Annotated in this window: 15 protein-coding genes and 1 pseudogene; 10 read left to right on the forward strand and 6 right to left on the reverse strand. The window is 64.4% G+C overall.

The genetic code is table 11. The annotated features are described in order from the left end of the window. Positions 1-731 precede the first annotated feature (731 nt). Positions 732-1,631 carry a hypothetical protein gene (locus LCF60_RS10110; protein WP_292291537.1) on the forward strand — a complete coding sequence of 300 codons (900 nt, stop codon included), beginning with the start codon at positions 732-734 and terminating at the stop codon, positions 1,629-1,631. Between the two features lie 11 nt (positions 1,632-1,642). After that, on the forward strand, positions 1,643-2,290 hold the full coding sequence (locus tag LCF60_RS10115; protein WP_292291538.1) for a flagellar hook assembly protein FlgD: 648 nt from the start codon (positions 1,643-1,645) through the stop codon (positions 2,288-2,290). 111 nt (positions 2,291-2,401) lie between these two features. Here LCF60_RS10115 and LCF60_RS10120 read toward each other — a convergent pair whose 3' ends face one another. Genes LCF60_RS10120 through LCF60_RS10140 form a run of 5 tightly spaced genes read right to left on the reverse strand, consistent with a single transcriptional unit; the run spans position 2,402 to position 5,901 of the window. Beyond that, positions 2,402-2,872, reverse strand: a complete 471-nt coding sequence (locus LCF60_RS10120; protein WP_292291539.1) for a hypothetical protein — start codon at positions 2,870-2,872, stop codon at positions 2,402-2,404. A gap of 1 nt (position 2,873) precedes the next feature. Beyond that, positions 2,874-3,641 carry a flagellar basal body L-ring protein FlgH gene (flgH, locus tag LCF60_RS10125; RefSeq protein WP_292291540.1) on the reverse strand — a complete coding sequence of 256 codons (768 nt, stop codon included), beginning with the start codon at positions 3,639-3,641 and terminating at the stop codon, positions 2,874-2,876. Between the two features lie 14 nt (positions 3,642-3,655). Further along, positions 3,656-4,342 carry a flagellar basal body P-ring formation chaperone FlgA gene (gene flgA, locus LCF60_RS10130; RefSeq protein WP_292291541.1) on the reverse strand — a complete coding sequence of 229 codons (687 nt, stop codon included), beginning with the start codon at positions 4,340-4,342 and terminating at the stop codon, positions 3,656-3,658. Continuing rightward, positions 4,339-5,124 (reverse strand): flagellar basal-body rod protein FlgG, encoded by a 786-nt coding sequence (flgG, locus tag LCF60_RS10135; protein ID WP_292291543.1) that lies wholly within the window; start codon positions 5,122-5,124, stop codon positions 4,339-4,341. Before flgG ends, flgA begins: the two co-directional genes overlap by 4 nt. A gap of 33 nt (positions 5,125-5,157) precedes the next feature. Continuing rightward, positions 5,158-5,901 (reverse strand): flagellar hook-basal body complex protein, encoded by a 744-nt coding sequence (locus LCF60_RS10140; RefSeq protein WP_292291545.1) that lies wholly within the window; start codon positions 5,899-5,901, stop codon positions 5,158-5,160. 150 nt (positions 5,902-6,051) lie between these two features. On the opposite strand from LCF60_RS10140, the gene LCF60_RS10145 reads away from it, so the two are divergent. From LCF60_RS10145 to LCF60_RS10160, 4 genes are all read left to right on the forward strand, one after another. Then, positions 6,052-8,103, forward strand: coding sequence for a hypothetical protein (locus LCF60_RS10145; RefSeq protein ID WP_292291547.1), 2,052 nt, complete (start codon positions 6,052-6,054; stop codon positions 8,101-8,103). A 62-nt stretch (positions 8,104-8,165) separates the two neighbouring features. Beyond that, a complete protein-coding gene (locus LCF60_RS10150; RefSeq protein ID WP_292291549.1) occupies positions 8,166-9,455 on the forward strand; it encodes a flagellar hook-basal body complex protein in 1,290 nt (429 codons plus the stop codon). Between the two features lie 12 nt (positions 9,456-9,467). Then, positions 9,468-10,862 (forward strand): flagellar hook-associated protein FlgK, encoded by a 1,395-nt coding sequence (flgK, locus tag LCF60_RS10155; RefSeq protein WP_292291550.1) that lies wholly within the window; start codon positions 9,468-9,470, stop codon positions 10,860-10,862. Between the two features lie 14 nt (positions 10,863-10,876). After that, positions 10,877-11,785 carry a flagellin gene (locus LCF60_RS10160; protein ID WP_292291552.1) on the forward strand — a complete coding sequence of 303 codons (909 nt, stop codon included), beginning with the start codon at positions 10,877-10,879 and terminating at the stop codon, positions 11,783-11,785. On the opposite strand, the gene LCF60_RS10165 is transcribed toward LCF60_RS10160, so the two are convergent. Next, on the reverse strand, positions 11,776-12,501 hold the full coding sequence (locus tag LCF60_RS10165; RefSeq protein WP_292291554.1) for a winged helix-turn-helix domain-containing protein: 726 nt from the start codon (positions 12,499-12,501) through the stop codon (positions 11,776-11,778). The two genes, LCF60_RS10160 and LCF60_RS10165, sit on opposite strands and share 10 nt — an antisense overlap. Before the next feature lie 181 nt (positions 12,502-12,682). Here LCF60_RS10165 and LCF60_RS10170 point away from each other — a divergent pair, with 181 nt between their 5' ends. The 4 genes and pseudogenes from LCF60_RS10170 to LCF60_RS10185 form a co-directional block, all read left to right on the forward strand. Continuing rightward, positions 12,683-13,777: a flagellar basal body P-ring protein FlgI gene (locus LCF60_RS10170; RefSeq protein WP_292291556.1), complete on the forward strand. Its 1,095-nt coding sequence runs from the start codon at positions 12,683-12,685 to the stop codon at positions 13,775-13,777. After that, on the forward strand, positions 13,777-14,064 hold the full coding sequence (locus LCF60_RS10175; RefSeq protein ID WP_292291558.1) for a rod-binding protein: 288 nt from the start codon (positions 13,777-13,779) through the stop codon (positions 14,062-14,064). The genes LCF60_RS10170 and LCF60_RS10175 overlap by 1 nt, the downstream gene beginning before the upstream one ends. Next, complete coding sequence (locus LCF60_RS10180) at positions 14,061-14,567, forward strand: hypothetical protein (protein WP_292291560.1); 507 nt, start codon at positions 14,061-14,063, stop codon at positions 14,565-14,567. Before LCF60_RS10175 ends, LCF60_RS10180 begins: the two co-directional genes overlap by 4 nt. A gap of 339 nt (positions 14,568-14,906) precedes the next feature. Further along, positions 14,907-15,088 (forward strand): annotated as a pseudogene (locus LCF60_RS10185) (flagellar protein); the annotation flags it as partial.

Below are 15,088 nucleotides of genomic sequence, written 5' to 3' on the forward strand. Positions count from 1 at the left end.
CGGGAACCCCGCCTTCGCGCGGCGCGGGCCCTGTGACGGCCGCGCAGGTTACGTTTGACGGATTGCTTGGGGGAGCCGGAATTCCAGCGGACTCTTTGCCCGGGGCAACGGCAGCACCAGACCCGTCGGAGCCTGAGGTCGCCGCCGTGTCAAGCGACGCCGAAGACGCTGGCAAAGGTGAGGAAGACGAACAGGCGCAAAGTGACCTGCCTCCCGAGGCTTTGCCGGACAGTGCGGTCGCTGGTGAGACCAAGGATCTTGCCGCGCATCCGCTCGACGCGACTCCGGCGCGTGGGAATGCGGGCATGGACGGCTTGATGCCGGGTGACAGTGAGGTGGAGCAGGACTCGAGCGTCGTCAACGCTGGCATGCCTGCGCCTCTGGTCGCGGGAGGCCGATCACCCGATACGTCTCTTGGCGACGGAGAGACTTCACCCGGCTCTGCGAAAAACGCTTCCCTTCAGCAAGGTCTTGGAGGGTCTTCGATTGGTGTCGCGGGTCAGAATGTGCGCTTGGACGGCGGGATGACCAGCGACAGTGAGGTGGGGCAGGTCCCAGGTGCGATTGCGACCCGCATGCCTGCGGCAGCCCCTGCAGCTCACGGAAAAGTTGATCATGCTGCTGATCCGGCCGGGGCCACTGGTCAAATTCCAACTGAACCTGCGAAAATCGTTCTGGCGCAAAAGGGGGCCGGAGAGCCATCGTCAAGCAACGCGATCAAGGGCGGCGATATGCGCCTTCCGCCATCGTCCGAAGCGCTGGATGGGCGGGCACATGGCACCGCATCCGCGCAGATAACGGCCGCGCCGGAGAGCTCCGAGACGTTCCGGGCCTTGGGGACTGGAACGCCAAACGCGAATGCGACTGCGGTGCCGGCAAATAGCGACCCGGTTCCGCCTGAAGCTGTCAGAACACAGGCCGCAGGTGTCTCTTTGGCGTCGGTGGAGGTCGTGCGCAACGATGCACCCCGCGTCGGTCCGGACGTTCCGGCCGCGCCGGATGGCGCGACAGGTCCGAGCCCCCTCGACCCGTCGACCACCGAGGCAGCCTCTCTTGCACCGCCGGGTCCGGACGTCGCCGTCGATCCGGTTGTCGAGACAGAGCAGCGTATCGCCATCGACCGGCCGACCGCCCCCGGCGCGATGGACGCCGAACTCCAGGCGCTGGAGGCGGCCGGAGACAGGCCGGCAGATCCGGTCCGACCACGTTCTGCCATCGTGCCGAACGTCGTGGACCGGATTGCCGCACTGCCCCGCGAGGTGGGAGAGACCATCGTTCACCTCAAGCCCCACGGGATGGGTCTTATCGAGGTCAGCATCCAGCAGGCGCGCGATGGCGGTCTGGATATCGTCCTGCGGATTCAGAACCCAATGGTGCTCGAAGCGATGCAATCCGAACGGCAAGCCGTCGCGCAGGCGCTTGCTTCTCAAGGCGGAGCGGCCTCCGGATCGCTGTCGATGGATCTTTTCCAGCCAGGGACCGGGCAGCGCAGCCCGCAGCGCGAGGGGTCTTCTACCGCGTCGGAGTCCGGTTCCGACGCTGGCGCCACAAAAGACTCGATCGAGGAAGCCGCCGGCCAGGCGGTGCCCCGTCAGATCGTCCATTCAGACCGCGTCAACATCATCACTTGAGGACCCCAAGCATGGACCTGAACCCGATCACCGCAGCAACCGCCGCACCGACTGTCGATGCGCCGTCTGCCCCCCCGAGCGACTACGAGAGCTTCCTCAATCTTCTTGTTGCGCAAGTCAGCCACCAGGATCCGCTGAAACCGATCGACGGGACAGAGTTCGTCTCGCAACTCGCCACGCTGACTGGGGTCGAGCAATCGGTGAAACTCAACGACCAGATGCAGTCGCTGCGCACGCAGCTTGCGCTCAGCGCGGCGCTTTCCGAGTCCTCGCTGATCGGGCGCACGGTCACGGTCCCATCCGAGCAGATAGAACTCGGACCGAGCGGTGCCCGGTTCAGCTACGAGCTTCAGAGCCCGGCTTCAAACGTGACGGCGATCATCCGGAATGCCGACGGAGTTACGGTCCGTGAACTTGCGGGACTTCCATCTTCGGAACAAGGATTGGTGGAGGTCGCGTGGGACGGGACGGATGACGGTGGCGTCCTGTTGCCCCCCGGTCGCTACGAGGTCGCCCTGGCCACGGCGGACACGACGGGCGGATACAACACGTATGCCAGCTTCGAGGTCCTCTCTCTCAGCTTTGAGAACGGCGAGCAGCGCCTTGACCTATCGGGTGGCGGTAGTGCCCTGAGTTCGCAGATTGTCCGCATCGAGTAAGGGGCGTTCGGACACATCCCAAGCGGTCCGGGACCCAGCCCCCTGCTGTGGTCCTGTGCCTTGCTGCCGCAGGCGATGACCTGTGCGAACGCCAGGTGGCCTGTTCGGCGTTCATTGTTCGGGAAGTTCTAGTTTAAGTCCCGCGAGCCAGGGAGCTGTTTCGGTGGCCATTGCCATTGTGGACCGTTCCAGCATCTTGAGCGTGTCGTCTGCATGCTGCACGAGGGGCAGAGCGGCCGCTTGAGTCAGAAGCCCGAGGACTGCATCGCGCAGTTGAGCGGGGTTTTGGGGGCTTCCGTCACCGCCATCCACCAGCACGATTGCGTCGACGAAGGTGATTTTGGAACCATTCACGGCGATTGCGAAGCGCCCTGCGGCGTGCGCTTGAGGGGCAAGGATCGCCGGTGAGTCTTGGGGCGCCGGAGCGAGGGTCATCACGCCCAAGCGCCCGAGTCCGAAGCCGGCTGCGGCCACGGCAATGATCACGGGCAGGAGGATACCGGGTCCAAGCCACCGTCGCGCAGGAGCAGGCTTTGCGACCGCTTCGGCACCGGTTTCCTCGTTTTCCAAGTCCATTTCCATCTCAGTAGGGCAGGATGATATCAAGAGCGTCCTGCCCGTAGCGGGGCTGCTGGACCTGTGAAATCTGTCCTATCCCGCCGTAGGAAATGCGGGCTTCCGCGATCTTGTCGTAGGGAATGGAGTTGGACATGTCGACATCCACCTGGCGGATGATTCCCGCGATGCGGAGCTCGCGCAGTTCGTTGTTGACCCGCACTTCCTGGCGCCCGGCGATGACGAGGTTGTCGCCCGGAAGCTCCTGAAGAACCATGGCGGCGACACGCAGGCTGATGCGTTCGTTCCGCCCGATGGAGCCGCTGCCGCCTGCGGCGCTGTTCGAGGACAGATCGATGAGGGAACTGGTTGGCAGGTCTTCGGCGCCAACGCCCGGAAGGAACCGGTCGAGTTTCGTTTCGTAGCCGAAGAAAGTCGGTTTTTCGATTTCGTTATTTGCGGTGCGCGACCGATTTGACTCGTTTGCAAGCTGCGCTTCGTCGTCGATTTCGATCACCACGGTGAGGATATCGCCGACCTGCGCGGCACGCGTGTCGCCGAAAAAGCTGGGCGAGCCGTTGCGCCACAGTGAAGCGGCCTCGGCGCGGACGGGCGGAACATGGGGCTGCGGTGCCCTTTGGGGCACGCGGACTGCCGAGGCTTCCGGCATGGTTCCGCGGTCAAGCACCATGCCCGTCAGCTGTGGATTTCGGTGCTCGTCAATCTGCGCGCAGCCAGTGAGAGCTGCGACCGCAAGGAGAACCGCGAGGCGGAAGGAGAAATGAGGCTTGTACATGGCTGTCTCGCTGATCACCGGACTTCGACAAGGCCGGCGCCGGCCACGGCAGCAGAGATGGTCCGGTTGGAAGATAGATTCACGACACGAACTTCGTCTCCCAACGCCCCGTCCTCGAGAGCGCGCCCTGCGGCAGAAAGGTCCAATCCGTTGTGGCTGTAGACGATCTCGACCTTTTCCCCGCGCCGGACGGCACGCGGTTCCTGTATCGAACCGCCGGGTACCGGACGGCCGGGGAGGAGGGTGCGGCGCACCTCCTTGCCGACGAGGTCTTCGGTGAGGCGCAGGGTCGATGTGGGCAGCGTGGCCAGGACGGCGCGGGCGGGTTCGAGGTCTGCTTCTGATATGATCTCGCCGGGGTGAAGCCGACGCGTCGGCACTTCCGCCGGCACGGTGACGCTTGCCTGACCCCGGAATCCCACCATCTGACCGTCAGCAAGAAGAAGGCGGGCGGCGAAGATACCTGCCCGCGGATCGAAGCTGAACGCCTCGACCGCGAGCGCGGTATCGGGAACGCCGGAGGGCAGGACGATCCGGATCTCTCCGTCGGCGGGAATGCTGAGCGCGGTATCCGACAACACCGCTTCCTCGATCAGAATGCGGCTCGGCACGCCTTCGCCTGCAAGTGCCTGAACGGAGGCGTAAACGGGAGTGACCAGAACGGCCAGAGCCGCGAGAAGGGAACGGAGCGGGCGTATCACCGGATCTGGTTCGCGGTCTGGAGCATCTGGTCTGCGGTGGTCAGCGTCTTCGAGTTCATCTCATAGGCGCGCTGCGCCGTGATGAGGTCGGTGATCTGCTTGATCACGTCGACGTTCGAACGTTCGAGATAGCCTTGGCGGAGGACCCCCATGCCTTCGACACCCGGTTCTACGTCAACCGGTGCTCCGGAGGCCGCGCTTTCGAGCATGAGATTGTCGCCGATGGGCTTCAGCCCGGCTTCATTGACGAAGGTGGCCAATTCGATCCGGCCAAGAAGCTGCGGCGCAATTTCGTTGCCGACATAAGCCATCACCTGACCGTCGACCGAGATCTCGACGCGGGTGGTATTCTCGGGGATGACCAACGGCGGCTCTAGGCGGTCACCCTGGAGCGACACGACTTCGCCCTCGGGCGAGAGGTTGAAAGCGCCGGAACGCGTATAGGCGGCCGAACCGTCGGGGCGGGTGACGACGAAATAGCCACGTCCGTCGATGGCGAGGTCGAGTTGGTTGCCGGTTTCGAGCAAACCGCCTTGCGTGTTCAGGCGGATGATCCCCGCAGTCTGCACGCCGAGCCCGATATCGACGCCCACGGGCCGTGCCGCCCCGTCTTCGCCGGTGAGCGCGCCTTCGCGCCTCTGGGTCTGGTAGATGAGGTCCTGGAACGCGGCCCGACCGGCCTTGAAACCGGTGGTATTGGCGTTTGCGATGTTGTGGGCGACCACGTCCACTTGAGTCTGTTGGGCGAGCATTCCGGTCGCGGCGATGCCGAGTGCGTTCATCTCATGGATTCCATTTCATTTTTCGCAGATTTGTCAGGCATTGGGACCAAGCCGGCTGAGCGTTTGTTTGCGCAGGTCGTCGCTGATGTTGGCCATGTTCATGGAGCGCTCGTAGGCGCGCTGCTGGCTGATCAGCAGGGTCATCTGCTCGATAGGATTGACGTTCGACTGTTCGAGGTGACCTTGCAGCAGTCTCGGCTCGAGCGCGGGCATCAGCGTGACGATCCCATCCCGGGGCACAAGGAGCGAGCCGCGCAGATGCTGCCACCCGGCGATTCCCGGTTGTTCGAAGATACCGATCTGGCCCAGCACAGCGCCGTCGTCGCCAGTGATGGTGCCATCCGGAGCAATGGTCAGGCTGGCCTCGTCGGGCGGAAGGGTGATGGGCGCGCCGCCGAGATCGAGCACGAGATCTCCGCCCGCATTGACGAGATCACCTTGGTCGGTCAGCGTGAGTTGCCCGTCGCGACCGAGCGCCGTCTGCCCTTCGGGCGTCAGGTAGGCAAGCCAGCCTTGGCCAGGCAAAGCGAGGTCGAGCGGGTTACCTGTGCGAAAAACGCCACCTGACGAAAGGTCGGATACTGTTGCGGTCTCGATCGAGTAGGCCATCGAGGTCAGGTCGCCATCCATGCCACCGCGCACCATCAGACTTTCGAAAAGCGGCGCGGCAGCGCGAAAGCCGATGGTATTGGCATTGGCAATGTTGTTCGCGGTCACGTCGGTTGCGCGTTCCAGCATTGCCGCCCGAGACAGCGCCACGTAAGCGGTATTCTCCATCGGCTGCCTCCATTTGAAATGAGCCGTTGATCCGTTCTGCGAAAATCATTATACGACAACTTAATTTTTCGCAAACTGAAAGCGAACGGAATGTCGATCGGGTGCAGCGAGGGTGGACAGGGGGCAAGAAGCGACCGCTTCCGAACGCACATGCCCGTGCGTCCCGCTTGGGCGCTGACCTTTGCATTGGCGCTGCTTGGTGCTCCGCCGCTGCCAGCTGCCGACCTTCCCGATGGCAATGTGCGGCCTGTCCTGCGGCCCCCAATTACGGCAGCCACATCATTCCATCTCGACAGCCGGGCGGCTGCCGAGCGCGCCCGTATCCTTCTCGAGGGCGGGCAATCGGCTGGTCTGGAGCGCGACCTGACGGCGTTTCGCATCCGGCCGAGCCTGCCGGCTACAGGAGCAACAGGCGCGTCTGGGCCCGAGGTCGCGGCGATCAAAACGTCCGAGCCGATTGCGCGGACCGCTGATCCGGACCCGGGGCCTCGCAACGGCGCGCCGCGTCTGGTGCCGCAGCAAGACTCTCCGCGACCGGACCCGGCGAAGTTTGGAGCCACCTCGCATTATCTCCGGCCCTTCGCCGAGGAACGCGAGGCCCTTCTTGCTGCGGTGGAAACCGCAGGTCCGCAGGAGGCGGCCGCGCGGCGGCTCGACTATGTCCAGTTCCTGACCGCTCACATGATGGTGCCCGAAGCACAAAGCATTCTTGGGGCGCTTCGGGACGGGCCCACCCTTGATCCCGCAAGCCAGGACCGGGCGCTTGGCTACGCGGCGATCCTCTCCCGACTCGCTGGTCAGTCACCGGCGGCCTCGCTGCCTCCGATCTGGCGCGATGATCCGCTCTGGTCCGTTCTGCTTGCCCCGCCGCCGGAAACCGGGGAGCCTGGCGGCGCGGACCTGCGCGCGGCGCTGAAGGCGCTGCCGCATCAGAGCCGACACGTCGCGACAGCCCTGCTGCCGGATCTGTTTGATCGCGCTCTTATGCGGGGTGAGGTGGGCGTAGCGGCCGAAATTCTCGCCGCCGCACCGGCCAGGACCGATCTCGAGGGGACGGCAGGTCTCGACCTCATGCGGGGTCGCCTCGCGCTTGCTCAGGGTGGCGAGGAGATGGCCTTCGACATCTTTGCCCGTCTGTCGGAAGGGCTGGGCCAAGCCGCGGCCAAGGCCCGGCTCGCGATGGCTGAGATGGCGCTGTCGCGGGACGACCCGGCGCTCCTTCCGGAAATCCGGGCGCTGCTTCTTGGCGGGCTCTCGGACTGGCGCGGTGACGCGGCGGCGCTGCGGCTGCGGGTGCAACTCGCCAGCGTGGCAGAGCAAATCGGCGACGTGCCGACCGCGATCGAGGTCATGGCACTCATCCTGCAAGAGCATCCCGACACGCCGGAGGCCGACCTCGCCGACGCGCGGCTTGGCGTCGTCCTTGGTCTTTTCGCCAACCAACTCCACTCTGGCGAGATGCCCCTTGACGCAGCGGTCGCGACAGTGCGGCGGCTCGACCCGCTGATGGTCGGGCGCGGTGACTGGATCGCAGTGCGTGCGCGCCTCGCGGAGCGTTTGATCGATGCGAACCTCCTGCAAGCGGCGCAGGCCGAATATGCGAATATCGCCGCATTGCCCCCGGCGACGCTTCGTCAGGCGGGGGCACATGTCCTTGATGCGGCCGCGTCCCGGCAGGCGCGCCTCCTCCTCGCGGAGGGTGATTCCAAGGGCGCGCTTGCCGCGCTCGACCGGCGCCTGGTTCCCCGCTCCGCAGACCTTCTGGTTCCGGTTGCCGGCCTGCGTGTTGCCGCAAGCGGCACGAGCGATTTTCCGAAACAGTTTCTTGCGGCGCTCGGCGTCGCGGATCCTGGCGACATCACGGATCCTGCCGTGCAGATCGGTCTTGCCAAGGCAGCGCGCGAAGCAGGGGACATCCCTGCGGCGCTTGCGGCCTACGACAGCGCCATCGGGATCGCGAGCGTGCCGGAGCGCCTCGAGGCTGCGCACCTTGCGGGCGAGGCCAGGGATCACGCCCGCGCGACACGGTATGTCGGGCTCCTTCCTGGCGAGCGGGGCCGCCGCCAAGGCGACGTGGTGGCGCGGCTGACAGCCATCGAACCGCTTTCCGGACCGCTTTCCGTCGATACCGCGGAAACAATCATCACCGGCGCAGAAGCGACCGGAACCGCCATCAACGCCCTTCTTGGGCAGGAGGACTGAGCATGGCGCGCAAGGTTCTCCGCACGTCAAGTTTCACCGACCATTTCCGAAGGGAAGCCTAAATGTCGATTCTCAACGCGATGCAATCCGGGGTCAGCGGCCTCAGGGCCAATGCCACGGCCGTCTCTCTGATCGGCGAGAACATCGCCAATACCGGCACCGTTGGCTTCAAGCGGTCTTTTGCGCAGATGGTCACGGTCAAGTCGGGTGATGCCGCAGGCGTGAGCGTGCAGCGCGGGTCCGAGATCGGCGCCGCCGGCACCAATGTCATGACAAGAAGCGTAACCGACCTGGCGATCGGCGGGCAGGGCTTCTTCGTGGTGTCGAAACAGCCCAACGATCCGGTCCTCGCCAACTACATGCTGACCCGGGCCGGATCGTTTTCGGTCAACGCCGAAGGCAACCTCGTGAACGCGGCAGGCTACCATCTTTCGGGCTTCAAATACGACGACACCGGCACGATCGGTGCGGTCGACCGCCGAAGCTATGGCTCGCTCGAGACGATCAACCTCGGCGAAGTCGAGCTTACGGCCGCAGCTTCTACCGCAGCCACGATCAGCGGGAACCTTCCGGCGGATGCGACGGGCACCGGCATCGCATCGGCGCCCTTTGTGTCGACGGTTGGCTACTACACCGAGCTTGGCGCGGAAGAGCAATTGACCATGACCTGGACACCCGATGTGGCTATGGAAAACGTCTGGAGCCTCGAGGTCGCCGGTGGGGGCATCGTCTACGGCACGGTTGCGGTGAAGTTCCACGATGCCGGTGCGACCCCGGCTGCGCCGCTGGAATACACCGGCCCGACCCCGGCCGGTCCGCCACTGGAAATAGACGAGACTACCGGAGAGATGACCATCACCATCGACAACGCGGCCGACCCTGCCAATGCCCAGGTCCTGACCATCGCGTTGGGCGCTCCCGGGACCTACGACGGGATCACCCAGTTCGCCGGGGATTACGAACCACAGAGGGTGACGATCGACGGCTCGGAGGTTTCGGGGATGGCGTCGACGGAAATCGACGAGAGCGGCATCGTCTGGGCGCTGTTCGAGAACGGTGTGCGAAAGGCGCTATACGAGATTCCCGTGGCCAATGTCACGAACGTCGAAGGGCTGGAGGCGGTCACCGGGAACGCCTACAGGCTCACCTCCCAGTCGGGCGACGTATTGCTCAACGTGGCGGGCAACCAGCCCGCGGGCAGCATCCTGTCAAGCACACTCGAGAATTCGAATGTCGACCTCGCCCAGGAAATGACCGACCTGATCATGGTCCAGCGTGCCTACCAGTCGAACTCCAAGATCGTGACCACCTCGGACGAGCTTCTCCAGGAAGCCAACAACCTCAAACGCTGAAGGTAGTTTCTCATGACGCTGACTTCAGCGCTCCACATCGCGTCCTCGGGGCTTGGCGCTGCGGCACTCAAGACCGGTGTCACCTCGCAGAATATCGCGAACGCGGATCGTCCTGGTTTTACGCGCAAGGCGGTCGGGACGGTCACCACGGCCTCGGGGCAGGTCAAGGCGGGCCGGATCGACCGCAGCGTCGATGCCATGCTCACGCGCCTCGACCGGACGGGCAAATCCCGGCTGGCGGCGCACACGACCGTCGCCGAAGGCATATCGGCCTACACCAACCATCTTGGCCAGCCGACGGATGCGACGTCGCCTGCGGCACATGTCGAAAAGCTCCGCTCGGCGCTCGTGACATTGTCGGGATTTCCTGACCAGGAGGCGGCGCAACTTCAGGTCGTGTCGATGGCCAAGGCCGCAGCGACGAATCTGCGCTCCCTTTCGGGGACGCTGGATACGGTCGCTCGCGAGGTGGACCTGAACCTGCGCTACGACGTGACCGCGGTGAATGGCGCAATGCAGGAACTCGCGCAGCTCAATCGTCGCGTCGGCATTCCTGCCGATCCGCTCGACGAGAACCGCCGCGCCGACCGGATGGCAGAGCTGGTGGATACCGTGGCGGAGTACATGGACATCCAGACCGTCACGACGGGAGAAGGGGTCGTGAACCTCTACACGGGCAGCGGCGTCGAGCTTGTCGTGCGCGATCGGGTGTTTGACGTCGCCTATGACGGTGCCGCCGGTACGCTTCGGGCCGGGGCGGTCGATATCACGCTAGGCTTGCCGGGGCGCGGGGTCACGGGCGGGACGCTGGCCGGTCTCCTGGAGTTGAACAATCGCGTCGTCCCGGGCTTTCGTGATCAGCTTGACGGGATGGCCGCCGCGCTGGTTCAGGGGTTCGAGACCGCCAATCCCATTGCCCCCGGCGGGACCGGACTCTTCACGGATGCAGGCGGGGTCTTCTCTGCCGCGCTGCAGCCGGGCCTTGCGGCGCGCATCGCGGTCAACGCGGCGCTCGACCCAGACCTCGGCGGTGATCCCGCGCTTCTCCAGTCGGGCGGCATGGCCGGGGTTCCGGCCAGCGATCCGACACGCATTGACGCAATGGTCCAGACCTTTTCTCAGGTCGTTAGCGTAGATACCGGCGGGCTGGGCACCACGTTGACGCTCGCCGATCTTGCGCCCACGCTTGTCGGCAGCCAGCAGGCGCTGCGCGCAAATGCCGACGGTGCCGCGATAACCTCGCGCACCGCGTCCGAAACGGTGTCCGCCGCGCGGGCGAACTTCGAAGGCGTGAATATTGACGACGAGATGCAGAAACTGCTTCTCGTCCAGCAGAGCTACGCGGCCAATGCCAAGGTGCTCACCACCGTCACCAACATGCTCGACACGCTGCTTGCAGCGGTCTGACCGGAGTCTTTCCCATGTCCACACTCATCAAGATCGCGACGCTGCAGCAGTCCATGGGCCTTCGACAGATCGTCGCGCGTCAGGCGGCCGAGGCCGAGAAGCTGACCCAGGAAGTGGCAACCGGCATGAAGAAGGACGTCTTCTCCGGCAGTGCCGTGGCTGGCACCCGGTCATTGTCGCTGCGGTCGCACCAGGCCGCCAACGGGGCCTACATGGAGGCCAACGAGGTGCTGCAGGGCCGACTTCAGTCGATGGCAGATGCGCTGACCGCGATTTCGGAGCAGGCACGCAGCTTCCAATCGCTGACCCTGTCGGACGCAATGCGCGGCAGCAGCCGAGAGATTTACCGCCTGCAGGCCGAGCACACGCTTGGGCAGATCGTGAACTTCACCAACACGACCCATGGCGGGGACCATGTCTTCTCGGGGCTGGGAACCGACCAGAAAGCTGTCGAAGTGACGGCTGCACCGCCCCCCGCCATGGCCGTCACCTACCTTGGCGGTCCGGGTACGCTGTCGGCACAGATCGATGACGGAACAAAAATGTCCTATGGGCTCAGCGCCACGGATCCCGCCTTCACCCGGATCTTCGACGCGCTTACCACGGTACTGAACACGGATCTTGCCGCGATGACGCCGGCCGCCTTCGACACGCTGCGGGAAAGCGTCGCAACGACTCTAGCCGACGGGCTGCAATCCCTCACCTCGCGGCAGGCGGCGCTTGGCAATCACCAACAGCAGCTGCAGGACAGGATCGACGCGCAATATGCCCTTGACCACCTCTACATGAAGACGGTCACCGGCATCGAAGGTGTCGACGTCGAGGAAGCGGCGGTGCGTCTGCAGTCGATGCAGGTGCAGTTGCGCGCAACCTATGAAGTGACGGCGCGGCTGGGCCGGATGACGCTGCTCGACTATCTCTGACCGCCGGCGCACGCGCGCTCGATCGACGCGCCGACACTGGAGCGCAGGGCATAGCCGCGCCTTGGGAACGTCTCGATGACATTGCTTGCCTCGGGCGCGACGCGTGCGAACTTGCTGCGGATCCGGCAGATGTGGATGTCGACCGCCTTGTCGAAGGGCTGGTAGTCCGACAGCCCGTAGAGCCGCTCGTAGATGGCCGTTCGCGGCAACACGCGGCCCTGGTTCGAGGCAAGCAGGCACAGCACCGCGTTCTCCTTGGCAGACAGTTTGACCGGAAGAGACAGGATTTCCGGATCGCGCCCATCAAGATACACGACAAGGTCGCCGATCGCGATGTCGTTGCGTGCCAGGTTGTTGCGCCGCCTGAGGGCCGTGCGCAGGCGGGCCGCGATCTCGCGGTCATGGAACGGTGCCGCGACCACGTCGCAGGCTCCGGCATCGAGAAGCGCGGCATCCCTGTCCGGCATGCGTCGGTCGACCAGGATGAGGATCGGGGTCTCGCATCCTGATCGGCGCAGCGCGGTGACGTGTTCAAGCGTGACGTCCTGCTGTCCGAGCACGAGCGGAATCGACCGCGATGCCTCTTCGCTCAGGCCCGCCAGCCCCCGGACGGCGGCAGGCGACGCGAGAACCTCCGGATCGATCGGGCCAACGGACACTGCGTCAAGAAACCTCTGCCGCCGCGCCGGGTCCGGGTCATGCACGAATATCTTCATCGGCGCTTCGTCTCCTGAAGCCATTTGCGAAAAATAATGTATTGAACTTATACAGCCGCAGAAGCCCAGAGCAACAGAGTGGATGCGCCCGAAGCAAAATGGTGTATGCGCGCGCTGCCCGCTCTTGCGAAAAAGATCGTTTCCTGCAATGAAGGAGAAACCAATTCAGGATCCAAAGCACATGTTCCGGCGGCTTCTCCTCGCGATCGTCCTTCTGCACAGCGCCGGCTTCGCCGCTGCGGAGGTGCGGATCAAGGACATCGTCACCTTCGAGGGCGTCCGCACCAACCAGCTGGTCGGCTATGGCCTTGTCGTCGGTCTGGACGGCTCGGGAGATTCGCTGCGCAACTCACCGTTTACCCGAAGTTCCATCGAAGGGATGCTTGGCCGCCTCGGCGTCGGAAACCTGTCGGACGAGGATATTCGCACAAGGAACACGGCCGCCGTGATGGTCACGGCGGACCTGCCGCCCTTCGCCCGTCGCGGCATGCCGATAGACATCATCGTCTCGTCGCTTGGCGATGCCACGTCGCTTCATGGCGGTGTCCTTATCGTGACGCCGCTGGTCGGCGCGGATGGCGAGGTCTACGCGGTGGGGCAGGGGCCGCTTGCGGTTGGTGGATTTGCGGTGGAAGGCGCTGCCGCGCAGGTCGTGTCCGGCGTGCCCACTGTCGCGCGGGTCGAAAACGGGGCGACCGTCGAGCGCGAGATCGACTTCGCCCTTTCCTCCCTCGCGACGATCCGCCTTGCGCTGCGCAATCCCGATCTCACCACCGCCTTCCGGATCGCAACCGTGATCAATGCCTCTTCCTTTGCGGCGTCGGCCGAGATGCTCGACCCGGGGACCGTGGAGATCGAGTTTCCGGAAAAATCGAACATGCCGGAGACGCTTGCCCAGATCGAGAACCTTCTGGTCAACCCCGCCTCGACCGCGCGTGTCGTGGTCGACTCGAAATCCGGCACCATCGTGATCGGTGCCGATGTGCGGATCGACGAGGTGGCGATCAGCCAGGGTGGGCTGACCGTCAGCGTCAGCGAAAGTGCAGCCGTCAGTCAGCCCGAACCGTTTTCCATCGGCGAGACAGTTGTCATTCCGCAAACCGATATCGCGGTCATGCAGCGCGAATCCGGTTTCGCTGTCGTCGGCGGGCAGGTCAGCCTGCAGGAGCTTGTCGACGGGCTGAACGCAATTGGCGTTGGCGCCCGCGAGATCATCTCGATCCTGCAGGCGATCAAGGCCGCCGGTGCTCTTCATGCAGACCTGAAGGTGATCTGATGGACCCGTTTCTCTCCTTGCCCAGGCCCGCTGTGCCGGGCTCTACGGGCGGTCCTGCCTCGGACGCACATATCGCCAAGGTCGCCGAGGAATTCGAAGCGGTCTTCATCGCAACCATGCTTGAGGGGATGCTCGAGGCCGCCCGGCCCAAGACGATGGGCGGTGGCATGGGCGAGCAGATGTTCACGAGCCTCATGAGCACGGAAATCGCGAAGGAAATCGCCAGAAGCGGCGGCGTGGGCCTCGCCCGGAGCGTCGAGGCGCAAATCGACGCCTACCGCAGATGACGCCGGTCAAGCCCCCTGCGATGCTGTCCCGTCTCGCGCTGCGCCTGCGGGAGCGGCGCCAGACCGAAGGCGGCGATCCGGCTTTGACGGCCGAGGATCGCGGCAATATCGAAAGCTTCGAGGCGCTTCTGTCGCAGACGCTGGCGCTCCTGTCCTCGGAGAACGAGGCGCTGGTGGTCGGCGACGTCGGCGCTGTCGCCGGGTTCTACGAGGAAAAGGCGCATCTGCTCAAATCGCTTGAACTGCGCCAGCCCGCGATCGAGCCCTTTCTGCGCGAGGGTCCCGACGTCACCGGCAACCTGCGGGACCTGATCCGCGAGCTGGCCGACCAGTTGCAGGTGAACGGGCGCCTGCTCCAGGGCATGGCCAAGGCGTCCGAGGCGATACTGGGAGAGATCGAGCGGACGCGGAGTCGCGAGGGCCTTCGGGGTCTTTACGACAAGTCCGGGCAACTGCGCGACGAGACCGGGCGCGAGTCGGCGCAGACCAAGAAGACGCTTTGAATACGCATTGCGAAAACTGGAACGTTTACCAACTGTCCGCGCATGTCGTCCGCTCCGCACAATCTTTGCCGTGTTGACGGCAAGACCCCGTGTCAAACCTTGAAACAAACGTCGGTGCAGGAACAGGGCCGGGACTGCACGCGGCGTTGCATGGGGTCTTCCGGGTACCGCCAAACTGTCGAAAACCACCCTGTGTGAACGAAAAAAGCTGTCCCGGTCGCTTTGTGTGAAAAATGAAACCTTCCTGAAACGTTTTTCGCGCTTTGTCTCTTCAGCGCGGCCCCGGCCGGGCTGGCCCGGAGAAACCGGGTTGAACCGAAGAACGAAGGAACTGATCCAATGACATCACTCATCACCAACTCCTCCGCCATGAACGCCCTGAGCGCACTGCGTCAGGTCAACAACAACCTTTCGCAGGTCCAGGGCCGTATCTCCTCGGGCCTGCAGATCACGTCGGCCAAGGACAACGCCGCCTATTTCCAGATCTCCGAGACCATGAAGGGCGATTCCGGCTCGATCTC

Source organism: Marivita sp. (assembly GCF_020055635.1).
Lineage (GTDB): Bacteria > Pseudomonadota > Alphaproteobacteria > Rhodobacterales > Rhodobacteraceae > Marivita.